Origin of the sequence: Serratia sp. G204Y, assembly GCF_051172435.1 — a bacterium.
Lineage (GTDB): Bacteria > Pseudomonadota > Gammaproteobacteria > Enterobacterales > Enterobacteriaceae > Serratia > Serratia sarumanii.
Genome location: NZ_JBPIZA010000001.1, coordinates 2,066,213 through 2,090,677, shown reverse-complemented (window position 1 = coordinate 2,090,677; position 24,465 = coordinate 2,066,213). Strand labels below are relative to the sequence as shown.

Genomic DNA, 24,465 nt, shown 5'->3' with positions numbered 1-24,465 from the left:
GGATTTTCAATAAATTGTTCGCTACTGCAACGACATCCCGTCACCGAAAAAGTCATTACCTGCGTCAGATGGCGCCTACTATGCCCGTTGAGCCGGCGAAAAAAAAGCAGGAATTACCTGTTAGTTTGATTCATGTAACCAATTAGTCTGCCGGGACTGTCGCCACCGACGGGAATTCACTACACTGGAGGCAGACCTTCTGGAGAAGAAAAATATGCGTTCATTCGGTGACTTACCGCGCCCGGTGCTGGTGTTGGAAGGGCTGGGCATCGTGATGCTGGTGCTGGCCTACCTCAGCATTCACGGCCACCTGCAGCTGCCGGGCTGGCTGGCTTCGCAGCAGGCGGCGGTCGGCATGATTTTCCTCGGCGTGGCGCTGATGGTGCCGGCGGCGGCGTTTCTGGTGTGGCGCGTGGTGCAGGGCTTCGGGCCGCTGATGCGCGGCGGGTTGCCGCCGGAAAACGATCGCCGCAAGCCGCAATCGAAAGATAATCAGGACAGCGATCCGCGCGCCTGAGCGCCGCGGCCGCTAACCCGCCTGCCGGGCAGGCGTTGGCCTTTGGGGTGACGAGTGAAAATTGCCATTCTTTCTCGCGACGGAACGCTCTACTCATGCACGCGGCTGCGTGAAGCGGCGGAAGATCGCGGGCACAGCATCGATATCATCGATCCGCTCTCCTGCTACATGAACATCAATCCGGCGGCGCCGACCATTCATTATCGCGGCCGCCAACTGGAGCGTTACGATGCGGTGATCCCGCGTATCGGCTCCGCCATCACCTTTTACGGCACGGCGGTGCTGCGCCAGTTCGAGCTGCTCGGCAGCTACCCGCTAAACGAATCCGTGGCCATTACCCGCGCCCGCGACAAGCTGCGTTCGCTGCAGCTGCTGGCGCGGCAGGGCATCGATCTGCCGATTACCGGCTTTGCCCATTCGCCGGACGATACCGGCGATCTGATCGAGCTGGTCGGCGGCGCGCCGTTGGTGGTCAAGCTGGTGGAAGGCACGCAGGGCATCGGCGTGGTGCTGGCGGAAACCCGCCAGGCGGCGGAAAGCGTGATCGACGCCTTTCGCGGGCTGAACGCCCACATCCTGGTGCAGGAATACGTGCGTGAAGCGCAGGGGCGCGACGTGCGCTGTTTGGTGGTCGGCGGCCGGGTGGTGGCCGCCATCGAACGGCAGGCCAAGCCCGGCGAGTTTCGCTCCAACCTGCACCGCGGCGGCACCGCCCGCAAGGTGACCATCACCGCCAGGGAGCGGGCGATCGCGGTGAAAGCGGCCAGTACGCTGGGGCTGGACGTCGCCGGGGTGGATATCCTGCGCGCCGAGCGCGGCCCGCTGGTGATGGAGGTCAACGCGTCGCCGGGGCTGGAAGGGGTGGAAACCACCACCGGGCTGGACATCGCCGGCATGATGATCGAATACATTGAGCAGCGCGGCCGGCCGGGCTTTCGCCTGAAATCCGGCGGTTGACGGGGCGGGGGCGCGCTTTTCCCGCCGTGCAATATCTGAATTAGTGAATTAAGCCGTATTGATCGTGGCGTATCGGGTGAATATTCCGTAAGCTATGCGCCTTTTCGCGTATTGAATATTGTGAGGCTGGTTATTATGGATTCACTCATTGTCCCCGATTTGGCGCTGTTGCGGCGCTGGCTGGATCAGTCGGGCATCTCTTTCTTTGAGTGCGATTCCTGCCAGGCGCTGCACCTGCCGCACATGCAGAACTTCGACGGCGTGTTCGACGCCAAGATAGATCTGGTGGACAACGTCATTCTGTTCTCTGCGCTGGCCGAGGTGAAACCGACCGCGCTGATCCCGCTGGTGGCGGACCTGAGCCAGATCAACGCCAGTTCGCTGACCATCAAGGCGTTCGTCGACATTCAGGACGACAACCTGCCGAAGCTGATCGTCTGCCAGTCGTTGAGCGTGGCGGTCGGCATCACCTACGAGCAGTTTACCCACTTCATGCAGCAGGGCGAAGAGCAGGTCTCGATGGTGATCCTCGAGGCGCGGGCGAACGATCTGCTGTTTATGGGTGATGAAGAAGAGATCCCCGCTGGCGCCGTGCGTCAGCCGATGCTGCACTGATCCTCGCCGTACCTTAAGCATGCCGTCGCTCCGGCGGCATGCTGCCGTTATTCCCCTCCGCAATAAAATATTCTGCACTTTGGCCTTTGCCGCCCGATCTTTCTCGCCTTTTGTGCCGTTAATGGCGTATCACATAGAGAAAAACTGCATAAAAAATCGATAAAAGGCGTTTTTTACCCTGGGGGCTGGCGGGTTGCGATGGCAGCGGCTATGCTGCTGATTCTGCAAAGGGCTTGCGATTTCCCTTGTGGCCACGCGAGCAGGGCAGTGAAAAAAGGCGCATGCAATCATATGCATAGCCATTCAGTTCGCGGTTGCAACGATTGCGCTCGATCAGGAAAGGTTTTGTATCGCTGCAGATACAAGTTCAATTCTATGATTCACCCTGTTTTGGAGGAAGTTACGGATGGTCACCCAACGTAAAAAGTGGTTATCGGGTGTGGTTGCCGGCCTGTTGATGGCCGCGTCCGTCACGGCGTCAGCCGAAGAGAAAACGCTGCACGTGTATAACTGGTCCGACTATATCGCGCCGGATACCCTGGCCAAATTCCAGAAAGAAACCGGCATCAAGGTGGTGTACGACGTCTTTGACTCCAACGAAGTGTTGGAAGGCAAATTGATGGCGGGCAGCACCGGTTATGATCTGGTGGTTCCTTCATCCAACTTCCTCGAGCGCCAGTCGCAGGCCGGCATCTTCGAGCCGCTCGACAAGAGCAAAATGCCCAACTACAAGAATCTCGATCCCGAGATGCTGAAGCTGGTGGCGCACAATGACAAGGACAACAAATACGGCATCCCTTACCTGATGGTGACCACCGGCATCGGCTACAATGTCGACAAGGTGAAGGCGGCATTGGGCAAAGACGCGCCGGTCGACAGCTGGGATCTGATCCTCAAGCCGGAAAACCTCGAGAAGCTGAAAAGCTGCGGCGTCTCCTTCCTCGATGCGCCGAGCGAGGTCTACGCCACCGTGCTGCACTATCTGGGCAAAGATCCCAACAGCACCAACGCGGCGGACTATACCGGCGCGGCTAACGATCTGCTGCTGAAGCTGCGGCCGAACATCCGTTACTTCCACTCGTCTCAATACATCAACGATCTGGCGAACGGTGATATCTGCGTGGCGATCGGCTGGTCGGGCGACGTGATGCAGGCGGCCAATCGCGCCAAAGAGGCGAAGAACGGCGTGAACGTGGCCTACGCGATCCCGAAAGAAGGGGCGCTGACCTACTTTGACATGTTCGCCATGCCGGCGGACGCCAAGAACAAAGACGCCGCCTACCAGTTCCTGAACTTCCTGATGAAACCTGACGTGATGGCGGGCATCAGCAACTATGTCTATTACGCCAATGCGGTGAAGGACTCCACGCCGCTGGTGAACGCTGAGGTGCGCAATAACCCGAACGTCTATCCGCCGGCCGATCTGCGCGCCAAGCTGTTCACGCTTAACGTACAGTCGCCGAAGCTGGACCGTGTCATTACCCGCGCATGGACTAAAGTTAAAAGCGGGAAGTGATGATGGGGGGATATCCCCCGATCGTCGGTAAACCGGCAGGCGGGCGCTCCCCGCCTGCATTGCCGTTTTGGGCCACGGCGCTCGCCGTGGTTTTGTGCCGCTTTACGCCGGAGAGCACCCCGATTGAACGACGCCATCCCTCGTCCTCAAGCCAAGTCGCAGAAGGTTTTCACCCCTCTGCTGGAAATCCGTAACCTCACCAAAACCTTCGACGGGCAGAACGCGGTCGAAGACGTCAGCCTTACCATCTACAAGGGCGAGATCTTTGCGTTGCTCGGCCCGTCCGGCTGCGGCAAATCCACCTTGCTGCGCATGCTGGCCGGTTTCGAGCAGCCCTCGGAAGGGCAGATCGTGCTCGATGGGCAGGATATGTCGCACGTGCCGCCGTACCAGCGGCCGATCAACATGATGTTTCAGTCCTACGCGCTGTTCCCGCACATGACGGTGGAGCAGAACATCGCCTTCGGCCTGAAACAGGACAAAATGCCACGGGCGGCGATCGCCGAGCGGGTGGCGGAAATGCTGGCGCTGGTGCACATGCAAGAGTATGCCAAGCGCAAGCCGCACCAGCTTTCCGGCGGCCAGCGGCAGCGGGTGGCGCTGGCGCGCAGCCTGGCCAAGCGGCCGAAGCTGCTGCTGCTGGATGAGCCGATGGGCGCGCTGGACAAGAAACTGCGCGATCGCATGCAGTTGGAAGTGACCGACATTCTCGAGCGCGTCGGCGTCACCTGCGTGATGGTGACGCACGATCAGGAAGAGGCGATGACCATGGCGGGGCGCATCGCCATCATGAACCGCGGCAAGTTCGTGCAGATCGGCGAGCCGGAAGAGATCTACGAGCATCCGAACAGCCGCTTCAGCGCCGAATTTATCGGCTCGGTCAACGTCTTCGACTGCGTATTGCAAGAGCGCCACGACGATGCGCTGATCCTGCAAAGCCCCGGGTTGCGCCATGCGATCAAAGTCGATCCGGACGCCTCGGTGGTGGGCGGCGTGCCGATCCAGGTGGCGCTGCGACCGGAAAAGATCCTGCTGTGCGAACAGGTGCCGGAAGACGGCTGCAACTTCGCGGTGGGAGAAGTGGCGCATATTTCCTACCTGGGCGATCTGTCCATTTATCACGTGAAGCTGCACAGCGGGCAGATTATCAGCGCCCAGCTGCAAAACGGCCACCGTTTCCGCAAGGGGATGCCGACCTGGGGCGATGAAGTGCGTCTGTGCTGGGAAACCGACAGCTGCGTAGTGTTGACGGTGTAGTGGAGCCGGTGAGGAGTAACCCGTATGACCCTGCTTTCTGAACGCACGCCGGAACCGCCGGCCAAAACGCCCGGCACCCTCAAGGCGCTGTTCCACCGCCTGCTGATGGCTCACGGCCGCAAGCTGGTGATCGCGCTGCCGTATTTATGGCTGACGCTGCTGTTCATGCTGCCGTTCCTGATCGTGTTCAAGATCAGCCTGGCGGAGCTGGCGCTGGCGGTGCCGCCTTACACCGAGCTGATGAGCTGGGTGGACGGCAAGCTGAACATCGCGCTCAACTTTGCCAACTACCTGCAGCTGACCGACGATCCGCTGTATATCGACGCCTACCTGCAGTCGCTGCGCGTGGCGGCGGTCTCGACGCTGTGCTGCCTGATCATCGGTTATCCGCTGGCCTGGGCGGTGGCTCACAGCAAGGCGTCAACCCGCAACATTCTGCTGCTGCTGGTGATCCTGCCTTCCTGGACCTCGTTCCTGATCCGTGTCTATGCCTGGATGGGCATTCTGAAAAACAACGGCATTCTTAATAACTTCCTGATGTGGCTGGGTGTCATCGATCAGCCGCTGGTGATCCTGCACACCAACCTGGCGGTGTATATCGGCATCGTTTATTCCTATCTGCCGTTTATGGTGCTGCCGATCTACACGGCGCTGATCCGGCTGGATTACTCGCTGGTGGAGGCGTCGCTGGATCTGGGCGCCCGGCCGCTGAAAACCTTCTTCAGCGTGATCGTGCCGCTGACGCGCGGCGGCATCATCGCCGGTTCGATGCTGGTGTTCATTCCGGCGGTGGGGGAGTTCGTGATCCCGGAACTGCTCGGTGGGCCGGACAGCATCATGATCGGCCGCGTGCTGTGGCAGGAGTTCTTCAATAACCGCGACTGGCCGGTGGCCTCGGCGGTCGCCACCATCATGCTGCTGTTGCTGATCGTGCCAATTTTGTGGTTCCACAAACACCAGAACAAGGAAATGGGGGGGCAGGCATGAACAACTTGCCGGTAGTGCGTTCACCGTGGCGCATCGCCATCCTGACGATCGGCTTTACCTTCCTGTATGCGCCGATGCTGATGCTGGTGATCTACTCCTTCAACAGCTCCAAGCTGGTGACGGTGTGGGCCGGCTGGTCCACGCGCTGGTATACCGAACTGTTCCACGACTCGGCGATGATCAGCGCGGTGGGGCTCAGCCTGACCATCGCCGCCGCTTCCGCCACCGCCGCGGTGGTACTGGGGGCCATCGCCGCCGTGGTGATGGTGCGCTTCGGCCGCTTTCGCGGTTCGACCGGCTTCGCGTTTATGCTGACTGCGCCGCTGGTGATGCCGGACGTGATCACCGGCCTGTCGCTGCTGTTGCTGTTCGTGGCGATGGGGCACGCCTTCGGCTGGCCGTCGGAGCGCGGCATGTTCACCATCTGGCTGGCGCATGTCACCTTCTGTACCGCTTACGTGGCGGTGGTGATCAGCTCGCGCCTGCGCGAGGTGGATCGCTCAATTGAAGAGGCGGCGATGGACTTGGGGGCACCGCCGCTGAAGGTGTTCTTCGTCATCACCTTGCCGATGATCGCGCCGGCGCTGATCTCCGGCTGGATGCTGGCGTTCACCCTGTCGCTGGACGACCTGGTGATCGCCAGCTTCGTCTCCGGCCCGGGCGCTACCACGCTGCCGATGCTGGTGTTCTCCAGCGTGCGCATGGGGGTGAATCCGGAAATTAACGCGTTGGCCAGCCTGATCCTGCTGGTGGTGGGCATTCTCGGCCTGATCGCCTGGTGGTTTATGGCGCGCTCGGAAAAACAACGATCGCGCGAATTGCAGCGGGCGGCCCGTAGCTGAATCGTAACAAACCTGCTATTTTTGCAATCAATAAGTATTGCAACTAACTACCTGACTTTACATGCGCCACCTGTATAGGTGGCGCGTCGTAGCGGAATACGGATATGTCAGACATGCTGAAAAGCGGGCAGGGAATGGGATCGACTTCGGATGCGCCGGTGCCGGTGATGGTGGCGGGTACCGCCATGGTCGCGATCAAGTGTATCAGCGTGGTGCTGCTGCTGGGCGAGCTGGGCGTCGACGGCGCGCAGGAGTTCGTCAACACCAGCGCGCAGGCGTGGGATTCTACCTTTATCTTTCTGGCCGGCCTGCTGCTGCTGTGCCTGCAAATCAGCTGCGGCTTTGCCGTGATGCGCGGCCGCAACTGGGGGCGCTGGGGCTATGTGGTCTGCCAGTGCATCGTAGTGCTTTACCTGCTGTTGGCCACCATCGGCAGCGTCTTCCCCGAGGTGTTCACCGTGGAAGGCGAAACCAGCGGCCAAATCCTGCACGTTCTGATCCTGCAAAAGATCCCCGACGCGGTGATCCTGGCGTTGCTGTTTGTTCCCACCGCCAGCCGCCGCTTCTTCGCCGCGCGCAAGTGAGATTTTAGGCGCGCGGAGTGGTAAACTCTGCGCCCTTGATTCGTCATCCTGAACTTCACGGTAATCTTCATGCATTGCGCTTTGTATACGGCGGGCACCTGCCGTTCCTGTCAGTGGCTGGATAAGCCCTATCCGCAGCAACTGGCCGACAAACAGCATCACCTGCACTCGCTGCTGGCCGGGCGCGACGTCGCGCAGTGGCTGCAGCCGGTGGCGGGGGAACTGAGCGCATTTCGCAATAAAGCCAAGATGGTGGTCAGCGGCAGCGTGGAGCGCCCGCTGCTCGGCATGCTGCACCGCGACGGCACACCGGCCGATCTGAGCGACTGCCCGCTGTACCCTGCCGGTTTTGCGCCGATGTTCGCGGTGCTGAAAAGCTTCATCGCCCGCGCGGGCCTGACGCCGTACAACGTGGCGCGCAAACGCGGCGAGCTGAAGTACCTGCTGCTGACCGAAAGCACGCTCGACGGCGGCGTGATGCTGCGCTTCGTGCTGCGCTCGGAAACCAAGCTGGCGCAGCTGCGCGCCGCGCTGCCGTGGCTGCAGCAGCAGTTGCCGCAGCTCAAGGTGATCTCCGCCAATATTCAGCCGGTGCACATGGCGATCATGGAAGGGGAGCGCGAGATTGCGCTGACCGAACAGCAGGCGCTGGAGGAACGGTTCAATCAGGTGCCGCTGTTCATCCGCCCGCAAAGCTTCTTCCAGACCAACCCGCAGGTGGCCGCCGATCTGTATGCCACCGCCCGCGACTGGGTGCGCGCGCTGGGTATCGACAGCATGTGGGATCTGTTCTGCGGCGTCGGCGGTTTCGGCCTGCACTGCGCGCAGCCGCAAACGCGGCTGACCGGCATCGAAATCAGCGCGGAAGCGATCGCCTGCGCGCGCCAGTCGGCGCAGCGGTTAGGGTTGTTGCACGTAGATTTTCAGGCGCTCGATTCCACCCGTTTCGCCACCGCCGAAGGCCAGGTGCCGCAGCTGGTGCTGGTCAACCCGCCGCGGCGCGGCATCGGCCAGGCGCTGTGCGACTATTTGAGCCGGATGGCGCCGGACTATATTCTCTATTCGAGCTGCAACGCCGAGAGCATGGCGAAAGATATCGAGATGTTGCCGGGGTACCGCATCGAACGGGTGCAGCTGTTCGACATGTTCCCGCATACTGCGCACTACGAAGTGCTGACGCTGTTGGTGCGGCGTTAAAGGCGCTTTTTGGCAGCCGTGTAAGCCGCTGAATGTTCGCGTTTGCCCACAGACAGGACCAGAACCACGATCTCCGTTTCCATGACGCGATACACCAAACGAAAGCCGGATGCTCTGAGTTTGATTTTGTAGCAATCGGGCAAACCGGCGAGTTTGTTGGCAGGGACGTGGGGATTAACCAATACCGATACCAGCTTTTTTTTGAACTGTTCCCGGATCACCGGGGACAGTTTTTTAAATTCCTTCAGCGCATGTTCTTCGAATTCAAGCTTATAAGTCATCCAAATTGACCTTAATGCGTTTGCCGTTCATCCGTGAACGAACGATTTCAGCGAGTTCGATATCTTCCAGGTACTCCGCGATAGCCTCCCAGGTTTCCGGTGAGACGTAATATCCCGAAATCTTACCGTTGGTCAGGACGGCGACCGGCTGCCCTTGTGCCTCTTTAAGGGCGGCGTTGGGCGATTTCTTAAAATCGCTGATGCTGACTGCGGAATCGGCAAGAATGGGTTGAACCGTCATGATGTTATCCTTGATGCTAAATTCAGTATCAAATTTAGCACTAAATGGATGGGGTAGCAATCGGATGGAGCCGCCAAAGGATGGCGGCTCCACATGCGGACTTACTGCGGGAACCACTTGTCGTTGATGGCCTTGTAGGTGCCGTCGGCCTTGATGGCGTCCAGCGCGGCGTTCAGCTTGGCCAGCAGCGCCTGGTTGTCCGGGCGCACCGCGATGCCGAGACCTGTGCCGAAGTATTGCGCGTCGGTAACGTGTTCACCGACCGGCGCCAGCTGCGGGTTGGTTTTCAGCCACTCGTTCACCACGGCGGTGTCGCCGAACACGCCATCAATACGGCCGTTTTTCAGCTCCAGAATGGCGTTTTGGTAGCTGTCGTAAGAGACGGTGGTAATCTCCGGATGCTTGTCCTGCATGTATTTCTGGTGGGTGGTGCCGTTTTCCATGCCGAGTTTTTTGCCTTTCAGATCCGCCAGCGAGCTGAACTTGCCTTTTTGCGCAATCACGATCGCCGAGTTGGCGTAGTAAGGCTGGGTGAAGGCGACCTGTTTGCTGCGCTCCGGCGTGATATCCATACCGGAAATCACCGCATCGTATTTCTTGAATTTCAGCGCGGCGATCAGGCTGTCGAACGCCTGGTTGGTGAAGGTGCACTGCGCCTGCATCTGCTTGCACAGCGCGTTGGCCAGATCGATATCGAAGCCGACGATCTGGTTATTGGCGTCGAGCGATTCGAACGGCGGGTAGGTGGCGGAAGCGGCGAAGCGGATGGTCTCGGCCGCGGTGGCGTTAAAGGTGATTCCGGCCAACATCGTCGCGGCAAGCAGCAGTTTTTTCATGCGTAGAGCTCCTGTCTGGATCCTGAAAGTGATTTTTCGCTATCGTTTGTTTTTACTGGTAATCGCCAGAGGTTTTTGCGAGGACACCTGCTGATAACCCTGCCATCGAGTGAATTAAAATGCAATGAAAATGATTAAATATTGCCTCGAGAATAAAAAAAGCCCCGCACTACGGCGGGGCTTGAGGGGAGGCGGCCTCAGTTGCGGCGCTCAAACGCCAGCGCGCGGCGCTCCACCAGCCGCATCAGCAGCGTCAGCAGGCCGTTAACGCACAGGTACACCAGGCCTGCGGCGCCAAACACCATGACGTCGTAAGTGCGGCCGTACATCAGCTGGCTGTAGCCCATCACTTCCATCAGCGTGATGGTGTAAGCCAGCGAGGTGCTTTTGAACACCAGCACCACTTCGTTGGAGTAAGACGACAGCGCGCGCTTGAAGGCGAACGGCAGCAGGATGCGCAGCGTCTGCCGGCGCGACATGCCCAGCGCTTCGCACGACTGCCATTGCCCGGCTGGAATGGCGCGCACCGCGCCGTAGAACAGTTGCGTGGTGTAGGCCGCGCTGTTCAGCGCCAGCGCTATCATCGCGCACAGCCAAGGCTGCGACAGCAGATTCCACAGCCACGGGTAGTCGCGGATCGCCGGGAACTGGCCGGGGCCGTAGTAGATCAGGAAGATCTGCACCAGCAACGGCGTGCCGGTGAACAGCGTCACGTAGATCTTGACCAGCGGCGTCAGGATTGGCGTTTTCAGCGTCAGGATCACCGTCAGCAGCAGCGACAGCACCAGCGCGACGATCAGCGCGGCGACGGTCAGCGTCAGGCTGGTGTGCAACCCTTTGAGGATTTCCGGCAAATACTCAATCATCAGACCGGCCCCCGCTCAAAGCGCGTGGCGCGCAGCTCAATGCGTTTGATGACGTATTGGCTGAACAGCGTCACCAGCAGGTAGATGGCCGCCGCGATCACATACCAGGTAAAGGGTTCTTGTGTGCGGGTGGCGATGCTCTTGGTTTGCAGCATCAGATCGTTCACGCTGATCAGCGACACCAGCGCGGTGTCTTTCAGCAGCACCAGCCACTGGTTGCCGAGGCCGGGCAGGGCGTGGCGCCACATCTGCGGCATGATCAGGCGAAAGAAGATCGCCGCCTTGCCGAGCCCCAGCGCCTGGCCGGACTCCCACTGCCCCTGCGGTACCGCTTTGAGCGCGCCGCGCAGCGTCTGCGAGGCGTAGGCGGAATAGAGCAGGGCCAGAGCGATCACCCCGCACAGGAACGGGCTGACTTCGAAATTGTCGATCGCCAGCTGAATCGGCAGCTGGAACAGACCGAGGTTGAGGGTAAAGCCGTCGGAGAGCATCAGCAGCAGCTGCGACGAACCGAAATAGATAAACAGCACCACCAGGATTTCCGGCAGGCCGCGTAGCACGGTCACCCAGGCGGTGCCGAGCCAGCTGACCGCTTTCCAGCGGGACGATTCCCATACGGCGAACAGCATCGCCAGAATCAGCCCGAGGATCAGGGCGCAAACGGCAAGGCCGACGGTCATGCCGGCGGCGCTTGCTAAAGGTTGAAATTCATTCATCGGGGCGTATTACTGCTGGAACCATTTTTTGTAGATGGTTTCATAGGTCCCATCCTGCTTGATCTTGTCCAGAGCGGCGTTGAACTTGCCCTGCAGCTCGGTGTTCTTCTGGCGTACCGCGATGCCGAGGCCGGTGCCGAAGTAGTCTTTATCCGTGACTTTGGCGCCCACTGCCGCCAGCGCGTCATTCTGCTTCAGCCATTCGTTAACCACCGCGGTATCGCCGAACACCGCATCAACGCGGCCGTTCTTCAGATCCAAAATGGCGTTCTGGTAGCTGTCGTAAGGCACGGTGGTGATTTCCGGGTGCTTGTCGGTCAGGTATTTCTGGTGAGTGGTGCCGTTTTGCACACCCACTTTCTTGCCTTTCAGCGCCGCCACGTCGGCGATTTTGCCTTTCTGCGCGATGAACAGCGCCGAATTATCGTAGTACGGCTTGGTGAACAGCACCTGCTTTTCACGTTCCGGCGTAATGTCCATGCCGGCCATCACCGCATCGAAACGCTTGAATTTAAGGCTTGGGATCAGGCTGTCGAACGCCTGGTTGGTGAAGGTGCACTCGGCCTGCATCTCTTTGCACAGCGCGTTGGCCAGATCGACATCAAAACCCTGAATCTTGTTGCCGGCGTCAATAAATTCAAATGGAGGATAGGAGGCTTCGGTAGCGAAACGGATGGTTTCGGCTGCGGAGGCGGAAACGCTGATGCCGGCCAGAACGGCGGCGATTATTAGTTTTTTCATCGCAAACTCCCCAAATTACAGCAAGTTAATTGTTAGTGTGATAAGTAGTTGGCAAACTCGGTGGTCCGCGGCTGCGTGAAGTGGCTGCTGTCGCCTTGCTCCACCACGTGGCCGTTTTCCATGTACACCACGCGGCTGGCGGTCTTGCGCGCCACTTCCACTTCGTGGGTGACGATCACCTGCGTGATGCCGGTGCCGGCCAGTTCGCGAATGATGCTGACGATCTGAGCGGTGATTTCCGGATCCAGCGCCGCGGTCGGTTCATCGAACAGCAGCACCTGCGGTTCCATCATCAGGGCGCGGGCGATTGCCACGCGCTGCTGCTGGCCGCCGGAAAGGTGCAGCGGGAAGCGATCGGCGAAGTCGGTCAGGCGCAGGCGCTTGAGCAGCTTGTCGGCGCGCTCCATCGCCTGAGCCTTGGTCAGACCCAGCACGCGGCAAGGCGCTTCGATCAGGTTCTGAACCACGGTGAGGTGAGGCCACAGGTTGTATTGCTGGAACACCATGCCGACATTTTGACGCAGTTCGCGAATGGCTTTCTCGCCAGGCGCCTGCTTGAAGTCGAATTGGTTGCCGGCGATCTGCAGTTGGCCCGAACGCGGCATTTCCAGCAGGTTCAGCACCCGCAGCAATGAACTTTTCCCGGCGCCGCTTGGGCCAAGCAGCACCAGGGTTTCCCCGGCTGGACAATCCAGCGTGATGTCAAACAGCGCCTGGTGAGCGCCGTAATAGCAATTGATACCGTTAAGTTGAATACTCATGCGCCAGAATTGAATAGACATTGATGCCGCAAATGTTAACTTCCACAGAATACTTATGCAATCTTTGTGCGTTAAAATTTATGAGTGTGCGGCGGGACAGTAAAAGATTAGCACAAGATACCGCGACTCAAGCCGAGGGAGGGGATTTGTGGTGCAGGCTGTGAGATCGGTAGCGAAATTTTTTCTATTGGACGAAATCTGAGCGGCAGGCGGGAGGCGGGGATGGCCGACGCGGCAAACCCGCGTCGGCCTGGGGATCGCGGGTTACTGGTTTTCCAACACCTGGCGCACGCTGCCGTTGGTGGCATGCGCTGGAACATTCAGGTAGCGAATATCATCAACCACCCAGCAGGTGCCTTCGCGCACCATCAGCACTTCGTCCTGCCAGTTCACGGTGCTGTTGGCGTCTTTTTGGTAGCTCAAGTCGACGCGCAGCGGGATGTTTTTCGCATCGGTGTTAGGAATGGTCGAGGCGCTGGCGACGGACGCGCTGCTTGGTCCCTGCGCATTGCCGGAGAACAAGTCGCCGGTGATCCGATGCTTGCCTAGGTTCTGGGCGGCGCTGACCAGATCCTGATACAGCACTTTGCTCAGGTAAGGCTGCAGCTGCGCCAGGCGGTTACTGTCCGGCAGGCCGGCGCCCTGCTGGATGCGCAGGTCATAGAACTTTTGCGCGACCGTATCCGGGCCGCCTTCCACACAGCTGCCGCTGCGGGTGCCGATATCCTTGTATGCCGGCTCCACCGTGGTACAGGCACTCAGCAACAGCGCTAAGGGTAAAACAGCCGCAATCGTTTTTGTTTTCATCTTATTACCTTATGTGAAAGTCTCTACCATGAAGACCGATAGCTTACAGTATAAATGCGTTTTTTGGCCTTGCATTCGTACTGCGTGCCATTGATTAAGCGAACATAACGCTAATCTTCTGGTCATAGATACGTTGAATTAATCAAACAAGGAATTCTGATGCAGCTTTCAACTACCCCGACCCTGGAAGGGTTCACCATCACCGAATATTGCGGCGTGGTCACCGGCGAAGCGATCCTCGGCGCCAACATCTTTCGTGATTTCTTCGCCGGCGTGCGCGATATCGTCGGCGGCCGCTCGGGCGCTTATGAGAAAGAGCTGCGCAAGGCGCGCTTGATCGCGTTCGAAGAGCTGGAAGATCAGGCGAAAGAGCTGGGCGCCAACGCGGTGGTCGGCATCGATATCGATTATGAAACCGTTGGCAAAGACGGCAGCATGCTGATGGTGACCGTCAGCGGCACCGCGGTGAAAGCCAGCCGCTAATCCCACTCCCCAACGCCCTGGCGCGTCCGGGGCGTTTTACTTTGTCCGACGGTGGCTTCCGTGGCGATTATTGATTAACGTTAACGCTATATCAGGTCATCACATCACAGGGAGGATAAGTGAAAATTTGGCCAGGGATCATCGCCGCCGCGCTGCTGGCGGGATGCCAAAATCCGCAGCAGGACACGCTCGTCGATCGCGGCGCTTACCAGCTCGAAACCCTGCATCAGGCGCAGGGCGCGGATCAACGCATCCGCTTTCTGGTGATGCACTACACGGCGGAAGACTTCCACTCATCGCTGAAAACGCTGACCGACGAACACGTCAGCGCGCATTATCTGCTGCCGGCGCATCCGCAGCGCGAACACGGTAAACCGACGGTGTTCCGCCTGGTGCCGGAAGCGATGCGCGCCTGGCATGCCGGCGCCAGCGCCTGGCGCGGCCGCAGCAACCTCAATGACACCTCGATCGGCATCGAAATCGTCAACAAGGGCTTCACCCGCAGCATGCTGTTCACCCACTGGCAGCCCTATACGGCGGAGCAGATCGCCGTGCTGATCCCGCTGAGCCGCGACATCATCCAACGCTATGGCATCCAGCCGCAGGACGTGGTGGGGCACAGCGACATCGCGCCGCAGCGTAAACAGGATCCCGGCCCGCTGTTCCCCTGGCGGCAGCTGGCCCAGGCCGGCATCGGCGCCTGGCCGGACGAACGCGACGTGCAGCGTTTGCTGGCGGGGCGCGATCGCCATGCGCCGGTACCGATGGCGCCGCTGCTCGAAAAGCTGGCGCGTTACGGCTACGCGATCGACCCGTCGTGGAATGCGCGGCAGCAGCGCAATGTGCTGGCGGCGTTTCAGATGCACTTCCGGCCCGACGATGTGCGCGGCGAACCGGATGCGGAGAGTGAAGCGATTGTCGATGCGCTGCTGGTGAAGTACGGCGCGGCGCGTTGATTACAGGCCGTGCAGCTTGCCGTGATCTTTCAGCCAGCGGGCGGTGCGCGCGATGCCTTCTTCCAGCGAGACGATCGGCTGATAGCCCAGCTCTTGCTGTGCGCGGGTGGTATCGAGCGTGAGGTCGAAATTGAGTTTGGCGACGCCGTAGTGGGTCAGCACCGGCTCCTTTTCGCTTTTGCTGCCGAGGCGCTCCATGCCGCGGGCCATCATGTCGAGCATCGGATAGGGGACGGAGCGGATATGGCACTTCATGCCCAAATCGTCGATCAGCTGCTGCACCACGGTGCGAAGCGGGCGCGGCTGCTGGTTGGTGATGTTGTAGGCGCGGCCGGACGGCGTATCTTCTTTTAGCGTCGCCAGCCACATGGCGTGCACCGCATTCTCCAGGTACGTCATGTCCACCATCGCCGCGCCGCCGCGCGGCAGCAGCAGGTTGCCGTAGCGTTTGATCATCTGCAGCAGCCGCGGCAGCATCACCTTGTCGTGCGGCCCGAACAATCCCTGCGGGCGCAGAATGGTGAAATGGGTCTGCGGATTGGACAGCGCCAGCTGCTGGATCACCTGCTCGCCGGCGGCCTTGCTGCGCGCGAACTCGTTGGCGTAGCGCTGCGGGCGAAAGTCTTCGGTCACGTTGCGGTGATGGTGGTAATCGAAATAGATCGCCGGGGAAGAGATGTGAATGAACTGCGCCACGCCGTAGGCCGCCGCCCATTCGCCGAGGCGGCGGGTGGCGCGGACGTTGGCCAGTTCGAAGGCCTCTTCGGTGCCCCAGGGCGAGGTGAAGCTGGAGCAGTGCCACAGCACGTCGACGTCCGTCAGCATCGCCTTGGCCTGCGAAGAGATCAGATTGGTGAGATCGGCATGAATGAACTCCGCGCCCATTTTTTCCAGCAGGCCGCCCATCGCCTGGTTGCGGCCGGTGGCGCGCACTTTGATGCCCTGACGGCGCAGATATTCGACGGCGTTACGGCCTAACCCACTGGTGGCACCGGTGACCAATACCTTCATAACGGACTCTATTCTCACCCAAAATCGGAATACCGGCGGGCGCTTGCGGCGCTCCCAGCAAATAAGATGCCATTCTTCCGTGATTTCGTGCGCTATGCAATCGGAAAGCCCCGAAGCACAGCGGCAAACTGTGCGGTTGATCGACAAATGAACGGCGTTCAGCGCCGTTGGCGGTCCAGGCCCTCGGCAAGTTCGGCGATGCGCTTCGCCATGCCGCGGAAAATGAACAGATGCGCGGGCATCATGGCGAACCAATACAGCAGCCCGCTGAAGCCGGCCGGATGCCACCAGGCGCGCACGTCCAGCGTGCGGCGATCGCCGTGATCGGTAATGGTGAAGCTCAGCCGCCCCAGTCCCGGCGCCTTCATGCCGAACAGCAGCGCCAGTTGCCGCAGCGGTTTCAGCGTGATGACTTTCCAGCCGTCGATCTCGTCGCCCAGCGCCAGGGTCGCGCGCGCCGGGCGGCCATAGACCACGCCGTTGCCGATCATGTCGTCCATGCGGGCGCGGATCCGCCACAGAATATTGGCGTAGAAATAGCCTTCTTCGCCCCCCAGCTGCTGCACCGTTTGCCATAGGGCCTCGCGGGTGGCGGCGGTGTCCAGTGAACAACCGGCCTGTTTCGGGTAGTAACCGTAGCCGGGGCGCCAGCGGGCCCGCGCCGCCGGATCGTAGCCCCAGTCGGCGGAATCGACCACCTCCTGTTCGCGCTGCAGCGTGGTGGCGACCGCCTGATCGAAGGTGTGCAGCCGCTGCGGGATCAGCGCCTGCAGCGGCCGGCCGTCGGCGGGCAGATCGTGCTTCAGCCCCTGGATCAGCGCGCGGGCGATCGGCGTCGGTACCGAGGTGATCAGGCTGATGAACCACACCGAAATCAGCCGCGTCGGCAAGGGGATCGGGATCAGCCAGCGCCGCTTGCCGCTGAGGGCGATAAAGCGTTGGAACATGTCCTGATAGCTGAGGTACTCCGGCCCGGCAACGTCGAAGATGCGGTGCTCCTGCGCCGGGTGCGCCAGCAGGTCGGCCAGATAAACCAGCAGGTTCTCCAGCGCCACCGGCGACGACTTGGAGCGCACCCAGCGCGGCGGCGTCAGCACCGGCAGGTTATAGACCATGTCGCGCATCACTTCGAACGCCGCCGATCCGGGGCCGACGATGATGCCGGCGCGCAGTTCGGTCACCGGCACGCCGCTCTGGCGCAAAATCTTGCCGGTCAGGCGGCGGGCCGCCAGGTGCGGCGAACTGTCGTCGTTCGGCTGCAGCGCGCCGAGGAAGATCACCTGTTTGACGCCGGCATTGCGCAGCGCGTCACGCAGGTTTTCCGCCGCCTGGCGCTCCTTCTCGATAAAATCGTCGCCGTCGCCCATCGCGTGCACCAGATAGTAAAGCGTATCTGTCTCCCACAGCGCCGCGCTCAGGGTTTCCGGGCGGTACAGATCGGCATACAGGCAGTTGACCTGCGGCCAGTTCCGCTCCTGCAGCCACTCGATGCGCCGCGCGGCGGCGGTAATCTGGTGCCCCTGTTCGATCAGGTGCGGGATCAGGTTCTGGCCTATATAGCCGCTGGCTCCAAGAACCAGTACGCGTTGGGGTGTCATCGGGCCGCCTTGTGCGGTAGAGGATTGGCAGAACGACAGGATGCCAAATTCAGGGTTTAAATGCACTTTTTGTATGGGTATAAGCCGGTTGCATCCATCGTGGCGCAGGTTCACACTACGCGCCCTTTATCGAACGAAAAACCGGATGTCATGAAGCTCAATGTGATTTGTTACGCCCTGCTGGGCCTGGCGCTGGTCGCCAGCCTGTTCTCGCTGCATCCGGTGTGGATGTGGTTGCTGCTGGCCAACCTGCTGACGTTTCTGATCTACGGCGGCGATAAGCTGGCGGCGCGCAAGGGGTGGCGGCGGGTGCCGGAGGCTACGCTGTTGCTGTTCGGCGCGCTGGGCGGGTGGTTGGGCGCACTGGCGGCACAGCAGCTGTTTCGCCACAAAACCCAGAAGCAGCCGTTTAAAACCTGGTTCATCCTCAGCGTGGCGCTCAACCTGGCGGCGGTGCTGGGGCTGTGGTACTGGGTTTATGGCCGCTGGATCTTCTGATTACAGCAGCAGCGGCAGGGTAGCGCTGGCGGTGGCCTGCATCGCCTGAGCGTAGGCGGGATCGCGCCGAGCCAGTTCGGCGATCATCAACTCCACCAGCAGCATGGCGCCGACCTTGGCCGGCAGGGCGCCGGCGGTCAGCGGCCCTTCCGGTTTGGCCGCCACCAGCAGCGTATCCGCCAGCTTGGCCAGCGGGCTGCGTTGGGTGTTGCTGACGGCGATCACGCGTGCGCCGCGCCCTTTGGCCAATGCCACCGCATGCAGCACGTCCTTGGTGGAGCCGGAGCTGGAGATGACGATCAGCAGATCCCGCTCACTCAGCGAGGCGGCGTTCATCGCCGCCCGGTGCATGTCGCTGAACAGCTGCGCCGGTTTGCCGAGGCGCAGCAGCTTGTAGTGCAGGAAATCGCCGATGATGGCGCTGGCGGCGACGCCGTAAATCTGCACCGAAGCGCAACGCTGCAGGCTGTCCGCCGCCTGTTGCAGCGCCTGCGGATCCAACAGCGCGCCGGTATCCCGCAGCGCCTGAACGCTCTCTTCCACCAAATTTTCCGTCGCGCTTTGCCGCGTCGTCGCCTCCGGCTGGCTTTGTTGCAGGCTGAGGGCCAGCGCCATTTTAAATTCGGTATAGCCTTTGCAGCCCAGATGGCGGCACAGCCGCGTGACGCTGGCTTCGCTGGTGGCGCTTTCACGCGCCAGTTCGGTGATGGTCAGGTAAACGGCGCGGGAGGGCTGCGCAAGAAGATAGTTGCCGAGCTTTTGCAGCGTGGGGCTGTACCCCGCCAAATCCTGCCGCAGCCGCAATAACAAGTTGCCTGTATTCATCACGTTACCTTTCTGAGTATTCCCGTTTCTATTGTGGCGGAAAGACGCCGCCGCTCGCCAGCGAAATCGACGGATTGTGAAGCCGATCATCGTTATGAATAAAATTTTCATTAAATTAATTTTAATGTGGTAAAAATTTTCATCATAAAAATGATAGCGGGGAAAAATTTATGTCAACACCAGAATTGTCGCGCTCCGGCGGCTGGTTCGAAAAAGCCCAGCTGTTCGGCAAATCGTTCATGCTGCCGATCGCCGTGCTGCCGGCGGCCGGCCTGCTGTTGGGGATCGGCGGTGCGCTGTCCAATCCCAATACCGTCGAGGCTTATCCCTTCCTCGACGTCGGCTGGCTGCAAAGCGTATTTACCGTGATGGCCAGCGCCGGCGCCATCGTGTTCGCCAACCTGGCGATCCTGTTCGCGGTCGGCGTGGCGGTGGGGTTGGCCAAAAGCGACAAGGGCACGGCGGGGCTGGCCTCGCTGATCGCCTACCTGGTGATGAACGCCACCATCAATGCGCTGTTGAAAATCAACGGTACGCTGGCCGCGCAGAACGCCGGCGCAGTGGGGCAGGGAACGATTCTCGGGATCCAGACGCTGGAGACCGGGGTGTTCGGCGGGGTGGTCATCGGTCTGGTGACCTGGTATCTGCACGGCCGCTACAACAAGATAGCGCTGCCGCCGTTCCTGGGCTTTTTCGGCGGATCGCGCTTTGTGCCGATCGTCAGCTCGCTGGCGGCGATGGCGGTCGGCGCCCTGATGACCGTGGTGTGGCCGCCTTTCCAACGGCTGATCTTCGACATGGGCGGGCTGGTGGACGCCAGCGGCTATCTCGGCACCTTTATCTACGGCTTCGTATTGCGCATGCTCGGGCCGTTCGGCCTGCATCACATCTTCTACCTGCCGTTTTGGACCACCGCGCTCGGCGGCAGCGAAGTGATCAACGGACAGCTGGTGGAAGGCACGCAGCGCATTTTCTTCGCCCAGTTGGCCGACCCGAATACGCAGCAGTTCTACATCGGCACGGCGCGCTTCATGTCCGGCCGCTTTATCACCATGATGTTCGGCCTGGTCGGCGCCTGCCTGGCGATGTACCAAAGCGCGCGCCCGGAGAACCGCAAACGCGTCGGCGGGCTGCTGCTGTCGGCGGCGCTGACCTCTTTCCTGACCGGCATCACCGAACCTATCGAATTCTCGTTCCTGTTCATCGCGCCGGCGCTGTACGTGGTGCACGCGCTGTTCGACGGCCTGGCGTTCGCGATCGCGCACATTCTGCATATCACCATCGGCCAGACGTTCTCCGGCGGTTTTATCGATTTCATGCTGTTCGGCGTGCTGCAGGGCGAAGCGAAAACCCATTGGATGTATGTGCCGCTGGTCGGGGTGCCCTGGTTCTTCCTGTACTACTTCACGTTCCGTTTCCTGATCCTGCGCTTCAATTTCAAAACGCCGGGGCGCGAGGTGGAAACCGCGCCGGAAGCGGTGACGACCGGCACCGAACGCTCGCAGCAGGTGCTGGCGGCGCTGGGCGGCAAAGAGAATATCGTCGAACTGGATTGTTGCGCCACGCGGCTGCGCGTGACGGTAAAACAGAGCCGGTTGCTGGACGAAAGCGGGCTGAAGGCCAGCGGCGCGCGGGCGGTGATCGTTCGCGGCAACGGCGTTCAGGTGATCTATGGCCCGCACGTGACCATTATTAAAAACGAAGTCGAGGAGTTGTTGGATTTATGACGCTTTCCATTTTGCAGCAGATTAAGGGCCGGCTGGTGGTGTCTTGCCAGGCGCTGGACGACGAGCCGCTGCACAGCGATTTTATCATGGCGCGCATGGCGCTGGCGGCCGAGCAAGGCGGTGCGGCGGCGATCCGCGCCAACGGCGTCGAAGACGTTAAAGCCATCCTGCGCACGGTGGCGCTGCCGGTGATCGGCATTATCAAGCGCGATTATGCCGGTAGCGATGTCTATATCACGCCGACCCTGCGTGAAATCGATGAGCTGATGACTGCGGCGCCGCAGATGATTGCATTGGACGCTACCGGCCACCGGCGGCCAGGGGAGCTGCAGCTGGCGGCGCTGGTTGCCGCGATCCGCGCCAGGTATCCCCGGCTGCTGCTGATGGCGGACATCGCCACCGTGGAAGAAGCGCAAGAGGCTGCCAGGTTGGGGTTCGACTGCGTGGGCACCACGCTGCACGGCTATACCGCCGAAAGCCGGGGCGCCCGACTGGCGGAGGACGATTTCGGCTTTCTGCGTGCGGTGCTGGCGGCGGTGCCGGTGCCGGTCATCGCCGAGGGCAATGTCGAAACGCCGGCGATGGCCGCGCGCTGCCTGGCGCTGGGGGCGCATGCGGTGGTGGTGGGCGGCGCCATTACGCGCCCGCAGCAGATCACCCGCCGCTTTGTCGAGGCCATCGGCGGGCGGTGAAGGGCTCCCCGGCGCGCCGGGGAGGGGAAATCAGGCGTGCTGCTGGAGGAACTCCCGCCACAGCTCGACCACCCGCTGCAGATCCTGACGGCTGACGTCGAGGTGGGTCAGAATGCGCGTCAGCGGGCCGCTGCTGATCAGCACGTCGCGTTCGCGCATCCACGGGCCGAATTTGGCCGCCAGCGCCGGCGGTTGGCGCAGGTACAGCACGTTGGTCTGTGCGCCGGGTTCGACGACCTCCACGCCGATCTGCCGCAGCTGTTGCTCCAGCCAGACCGCGTTGTCATGGTCTTCGCGCAGCCGCGCGACGTTATGTTCCAGCGCGTAGAGGCCGGCCGCCGCCAGGATGCCGGCCTGACGCAGCCCGCCGCCGGTCATCTTGCGCCAGCGCAGCGCGCGCTGAATGAAGGCCTCGCTGCCGCACAGCAGCGATCCGACCGGCGCGCCCAGCCCTTTCGACAGGCAAATGGTGAAGGTGTCGCAGTATTGCACGATCTCTTTCAGCGGCAGGTTCAGCGCCACGGCGGCGTTGAAGATGCGCGCGCCGTCGATATGCAGCGCCAGCTGCCGCTCGCGGGTAAACCGCCACGCCTGCTGCAGGTAGGCCTGCGGCAGGACTCGGCCGCCGATGGTGTTTTCCAGGCTCAGCAGCCGGGTGCGGGCGAAGTGGATATCGTCGGGTTTGATGGCGGCGGCGAGCTTGTCCAGCGGCAGCGTGCCGTCCGCGTCGGCCTCGATCGGCTGCGGCTGGATGCTGCCCAGCACCGCTGCGCCGCCGGCCTCGTATTTATAGTTGTGCGCCTGTTGGCCGACCAGATACTCGTCGCCGCGCTGGCAGTGGCTCAGCAGCGCCACCAGGTTGGCCTGGGTGCCGCTGGGCAAAAACAGCGCCGCCTCTTTGCCCGACAGGCGCACCGCCTCGGCCTCCAGCGCGTTGACCGTCGGGTCATCGCCGTAGACGTCGTCGCCGACCTCTGCCTGAGCCATCGCCTGGCGCATGGCGGCGCTGGGGCGGGTGACGGTGTCGCTGCGTAGATCGATAAGCATAGGGTTCCTGGAATGTAAGGGAGAGGAAAAGGGTACATGGCATCATATACCCTTATTTCACCGGGGGGCAGCTTGCTTAGCGCAGCCAGTTGGTTTTCGCCAGCTCGACCACTTCGTCGCCGCGGCCGTTGATGATGGCGCGCAGCATGTACAGGCTGAAGCCTTTCGCCTGTTCGAACTTGATCTGCGGCGGCATCGCCAGCTCTTGCTTGGCGGTGACCACGTCCAGCAGCGCCGGGCCGGGGTGCGCCAACATCTCCTGCAGCGCGCCGTCCAGATCCGAGGCTTTTTCCACGCGGATGCCCTTGATGCCGGCGGCGTTGGCGATCGCCGCGAAGTCCGGGTTATGCAGGTCGGTGCCGTCGGTCAGGTAGCCGCCGGCCTTCATCTCCATCGCCACGAACCCCAACACGCTGTTGTTGAACACCACGATTTTCACCGGCAGCTTGAGCTGCGCCAGCGACAGGAAATCCCCCATCAGCATGGTGAAGCCGCCGTCGCCGCACATGGCGATCACCTGTTTATCCGGCGCGGTGGCCTGGGCGCCGATCGCCTGCGGCATGGCGTTGGCCATCGAACCGTGGTTGAACGAACCGAGCAGGCGGCGCTTGCCGTTCATTTTCACGTAGCGGGCGGCCCACACCGTCGGCGTGCCGACGTCGCAGGTGAAGATGGCGTCGTCGCTGGCGTACCGGCTGAGCTGCTGCGCCAGATACTGCGGGTGGATCGGCTGGTCGTCATTGGCGGTCGCCAGCCCGTCGAGATCCTTGCGCGCGTTGCGGTAATGCTCCAGCGCCTTGTCGAGGAACGCCCGGTCGCGCTTGGGCTCCAGCTGCGGCAGCAGGGCGGTGAGGGTGGTGTGGATATCGCCCACCAGCGCCATATTGACCGGGCAGTGCGCGCCGATGCTGCCGGGGTTGATGTCGATCTGAATGATGTTGGCGTTGGTGGGGTAGAACGCGCGGTAGGGGAACTGGGTGCCGAGCAGCACCAGCGTGTCGGCATTCATCATCGCGTGGTAGCCGGAGGAGAAGCCGATCAGCCCGGTCATGCCGACGCTGTAGGGGTTATCCCATTCGATATGCTCCTTGCCGCGCAGCGCGTGTACCACCGGCGCCTGCAGCAGCTCGGCCAGCTTGACCACCTCATCGTGCGCGCCGGCGCAGCCGCTGCCGCACATCAGGGTGATGTTCTTCGCCTTGTTCAGCGTCTCCGCCAGCTTGTTCAGCTCGCTCATCGGCGGCTGCACCAGCGGCAGCGCCGGGGTATGCCAGGTCAGGGTCGCGTCTTCCGGTGCCATGCGCAGCGCCACATCGCCCGGCAAGACCACCACCGAGACGCCGCGGTTGAGGATCGCCTTGCGCATGGCGATCTCCAGCACGCGCGGGAGCTGTTCCGGATTGGAAACCAGCTCGCAATAGTGGCTGCATTCGCGGAACAGCTCCTGCGGATGCGTTTCCTGGAAGTAGCCGCTGCCGATTTCGCTGGAAGGAATGTGCGCGGCGATCGCCAGCACCGGCACATGGTTGCGGTGGCAGTCGAACAGGCCGTTGATCAGGTGCAGGTTGCCGGGGCCGCAGGAACCGGCGCACACCGCCAACTGGCCGGTGAGCTGGGCTTCGGCGCCGGCGGCGAAGGCGGCCACCTCTTCATGGCGGGTGCCCAGCCATTCGATGGTGCCCATGCGGTGCAGGCTGTCGCTCAGGCCGTTGAGCGAATCGCCGGTCACGCCCCAAATGCGTTTTACGCCGGCTTGATCCAGCGTTTTGGCGATCAGTGTGGCTACGGTTTGCTTCATGGTTCCCCCAAACATGGTTTAAAAAACGATGTGTACTCGATCCGGTGAGCGGCAGCAGAACAACTGCAAGCATAGCTTACCGGCGGTGGACGAGATGCGGTCAGGAAGG

27 protein-coding genes are annotated in these 24,465 nt (G+C 61.4%); 14 read left to right on the top strand and 13 right to left on the bottom strand.

What is annotated here, in order from left to right; genetic code table 11:
* Positions 1-214: 214 nt before the first annotated feature.
* From ACSBQQ_RS10185 to rlmC, 9 genes are all read left to right on the top strand, one after another.
* Complete coding sequence (locus ACSBQQ_RS10185; protein WP_033646672.1) at positions 215-517, top strand: YbjC family protein; 303 nt, start codon at positions 215-217, stop codon at positions 515-517.
* A 54-nt stretch (positions 518-571) separates the two neighbouring features.
* Positions 572-1,474, top strand: coding sequence for a 30S ribosomal protein S6--L-glutamate ligase (rimK, locus tag ACSBQQ_RS10180; RefSeq protein ID WP_049213124.1), 903 nt, complete (start codon positions 572-574; stop codon positions 1,472-1,474).
* 135 nt (positions 1,475-1,609) lie between these two features.
* Positions 1,610-2,089, top strand: coding sequence for a YbjN domain-containing protein (locus ACSBQQ_RS10175; RefSeq protein ID WP_004938666.1), 480 nt, complete (start codon positions 1,610-1,612; stop codon positions 2,087-2,089).
* Between the two features lie 406 nt (positions 2,090-2,495).
* Positions 2,496-3,605, top strand: coding sequence for a spermidine/putrescine ABC transporter substrate-binding protein PotF (potF, locus tag ACSBQQ_RS10170; protein WP_033637811.1), 1,110 nt, complete (start codon positions 2,496-2,498; stop codon positions 3,603-3,605).
* Positions 3,606-3,728: 123 nt separating this feature from the next.
* Positions 3,729-4,862: a putrescine ABC transporter ATP-binding subunit PotG gene (gene potG, locus ACSBQQ_RS10165; protein WP_060428360.1), complete on the top strand. Its 1,134-nt coding sequence runs from the start codon at positions 3,729-3,731 to the stop codon at positions 4,860-4,862.
* A gap of 24 nt (positions 4,863-4,886) precedes the next feature.
* Positions 4,887-5,849, top strand: a complete 963-nt coding sequence (potH, locus tag ACSBQQ_RS10160; RefSeq protein ID WP_033646669.1) for a putrescine ABC transporter permease PotH — start codon at positions 4,887-4,889, stop codon at positions 5,847-5,849.
* Entirely contained in the window at positions 5,846-6,691 is an 846-nt protein-coding gene (gene potI / locus ACSBQQ_RS10155; RefSeq protein WP_016928360.1) for a putrescine ABC transporter permease PotI, read from the top strand. The genes potH and potI overlap by 4 nt, the downstream gene beginning before the upstream one ends.
* A 104-nt stretch (positions 6,692-6,795) precedes the next feature.
* Positions 6,796-7,275, top strand: a complete 480-nt coding sequence (locus tag ACSBQQ_RS10150) for a YbjO family protein (RefSeq protein ID WP_060387528.1) — start codon at positions 6,796-6,798, stop codon at positions 7,273-7,275.
* Positions 7,276-7,344: 69 nt separating this feature from the next.
* On the top strand, positions 7,345-8,472 hold the full coding sequence (gene rlmC, locus ACSBQQ_RS10145) for a 23S rRNA (uracil(747)-C(5))-methyltransferase RlmC (RefSeq protein WP_060387529.1): 1,128 nt from the start codon (positions 7,345-7,347) through the stop codon (positions 8,470-8,472).
* Here the strand turns inward: rlmC and ACSBQQ_RS10140 are convergent.
* The 8 genes from ACSBQQ_RS10140 to ACSBQQ_RS10105 form a co-directional block, all read right to left on the bottom strand.
* Positions 8,469-8,753, bottom strand: a complete 285-nt coding sequence (locus ACSBQQ_RS10140; protein ID WP_041034302.1) for a type II toxin-antitoxin system RelE family toxin — start codon at positions 8,751-8,753, stop codon at positions 8,469-8,471. The genes rlmC and ACSBQQ_RS10140 overlap by 4 nt on opposite strands.
* Complete coding sequence (locus tag ACSBQQ_RS10135; protein WP_004928423.1) at positions 8,743-8,994, bottom strand: type II toxin-antitoxin system Phd/YefM family antitoxin; 252 nt, start codon at positions 8,992-8,994, stop codon at positions 8,743-8,745. Before ACSBQQ_RS10135 ends, ACSBQQ_RS10140 begins: the two co-directional genes overlap by 11 nt.
* A 101-nt stretch (positions 8,995-9,095) precedes the next feature.
* On the bottom strand, positions 9,096-9,830 hold the full coding sequence (gene artJ, locus ACSBQQ_RS10130) for an arginine ABC transporter substrate-binding protein (protein ID WP_043147094.1): 735 nt from the start codon (positions 9,828-9,830) through the stop codon (positions 9,096-9,098).
* Positions 9,831-10,027: 197 nt separating this feature from the next.
* A complete protein-coding gene (gene artM / locus ACSBQQ_RS10125; protein ID WP_033637817.1) occupies positions 10,028-10,696 on the bottom strand; it encodes an arginine ABC transporter permease ArtM in 669 nt (222 codons plus the stop codon).
* A complete protein-coding gene (artQ, locus tag ACSBQQ_RS10120) occupies positions 10,696-11,412 on the bottom strand; it encodes an arginine ABC transporter permease ArtQ (RefSeq protein ID WP_033637818.1) in 717 nt (238 codons plus the stop codon). The genes artM and artQ overlap by 1 nt, the downstream gene beginning before the upstream one ends.
* A gap of 9 nt (positions 11,413-11,421) precedes the next feature.
* A complete protein-coding gene (artJ, locus tag ACSBQQ_RS10115; RefSeq protein ID WP_033637819.1) occupies positions 11,422-12,153 on the bottom strand; it encodes an arginine ABC transporter substrate-binding protein in 732 nt (243 codons plus the stop codon).
* A gap of 32 nt (positions 12,154-12,185) precedes the next feature.
* Positions 12,186-12,914: an arginine ABC transporter ATP-binding protein ArtP gene (gene artP, locus ACSBQQ_RS10110; protein WP_038884338.1), complete on the bottom strand. Its 729-nt coding sequence runs from the start codon at positions 12,912-12,914 to the stop codon at positions 12,186-12,188.
* 264 nt (positions 12,915-13,178) lie between these two features.
* Positions 13,179-13,721: a lipoprotein gene (locus tag ACSBQQ_RS10105; RefSeq protein ID WP_049197171.1), complete on the bottom strand. Its 543-nt coding sequence runs from the start codon at positions 13,719-13,721 to the stop codon at positions 13,179-13,181.
* Between the two features lie 159 nt (positions 13,722-13,880).
* Here ACSBQQ_RS10105 and ACSBQQ_RS10100 point away from each other — a divergent pair, with 159 nt between their 5' ends.
* A complete protein-coding gene (locus ACSBQQ_RS10100; RefSeq protein ID WP_033637822.1) occupies positions 13,881-14,204 on the top strand; it encodes a heavy metal-binding domain-containing protein in 324 nt (107 codons plus the stop codon).
* 119 nt (positions 14,205-14,323) lie between these two features.
* A complete protein-coding gene (locus tag ACSBQQ_RS10095) occupies positions 14,324-15,160 on the top strand; it encodes an N-acetylmuramoyl-L-alanine amidase (protein ID WP_049197174.1) in 837 nt (278 codons plus the stop codon).
* On the opposite strand, the gene ACSBQQ_RS10090 is transcribed toward ACSBQQ_RS10095, so the two are convergent.
* Entirely contained in the window at positions 15,161-16,171 is a 1,011-nt protein-coding gene (locus ACSBQQ_RS10090; protein WP_033646660.1) for an NAD-dependent epimerase/dehydratase family protein, read from the bottom strand.
* Positions 16,172-16,329: 158 nt separating this feature from the next.
* Entirely contained in the window at positions 16,330-17,769 is a 1,440-nt protein-coding gene (locus ACSBQQ_RS10085; protein ID WP_060428362.1) for a DUF2867 domain-containing protein, read from the bottom strand.
* Positions 17,770-17,919: 150 nt separating this feature from the next.
* On the opposite strand from ACSBQQ_RS10085, the gene ACSBQQ_RS10080 reads away from it, so the two are divergent.
* Positions 17,920-18,267: a DUF1294 domain-containing protein gene (locus ACSBQQ_RS10080; protein ID WP_060428604.1), complete on the top strand. Its 348-nt coding sequence runs from the start codon at positions 17,920-17,922 to the stop codon at positions 18,265-18,267.
* On the opposite strand, the gene ACSBQQ_RS10075 is transcribed toward ACSBQQ_RS10080, so the two are convergent.
* Complete coding sequence (locus ACSBQQ_RS10075; RefSeq protein ID WP_043147107.1) at positions 18,268-19,095, bottom strand: MurR/RpiR family transcriptional regulator; 828 nt, start codon at positions 19,093-19,095, stop codon at positions 18,268-18,270.
* A 167-nt stretch (positions 19,096-19,262) separates the two neighbouring features.
* Between ACSBQQ_RS10075 and ACSBQQ_RS10070 the strand changes: the two genes are divergently transcribed.
* A complete protein-coding gene (locus ACSBQQ_RS10070; protein WP_060428364.1) occupies positions 19,263-20,819 on the top strand; it encodes a PTS transporter subunit EIIC in 1,557 nt (518 codons plus the stop codon).
* Positions 20,816-21,511 (top strand): N-acetylmannosamine-6-phosphate 2-epimerase, encoded by a 696-nt coding sequence (locus ACSBQQ_RS10065; RefSeq protein ID WP_033646654.1) that lies wholly within the window; start codon positions 20,816-20,818, stop codon positions 21,509-21,511. Before ACSBQQ_RS10070 ends, ACSBQQ_RS10065 begins: the two co-directional genes overlap by 4 nt.
* A gap of 30 nt (positions 21,512-21,541) precedes the next feature.
* Here ACSBQQ_RS10065 and ltaE read toward each other — a convergent pair whose 3' ends face one another.
* A complete protein-coding gene (gene ltaE / locus ACSBQQ_RS10060; protein WP_060418404.1) occupies positions 21,542-22,558 on the bottom strand; it encodes a low-specificity L-threonine aldolase in 1,017 nt (338 codons plus the stop codon).
* A 76-nt stretch (positions 22,559-22,634) separates the two neighbouring features.
* A complete protein-coding gene (gene poxB / locus ACSBQQ_RS10055) occupies positions 22,635-24,356 on the bottom strand; it encodes a ubiquinone-dependent pyruvate dehydrogenase (RefSeq protein ID WP_033646648.1) in 1,722 nt (573 codons plus the stop codon).
* Positions 24,357-24,465: the final 109 nt, after the last annotated feature.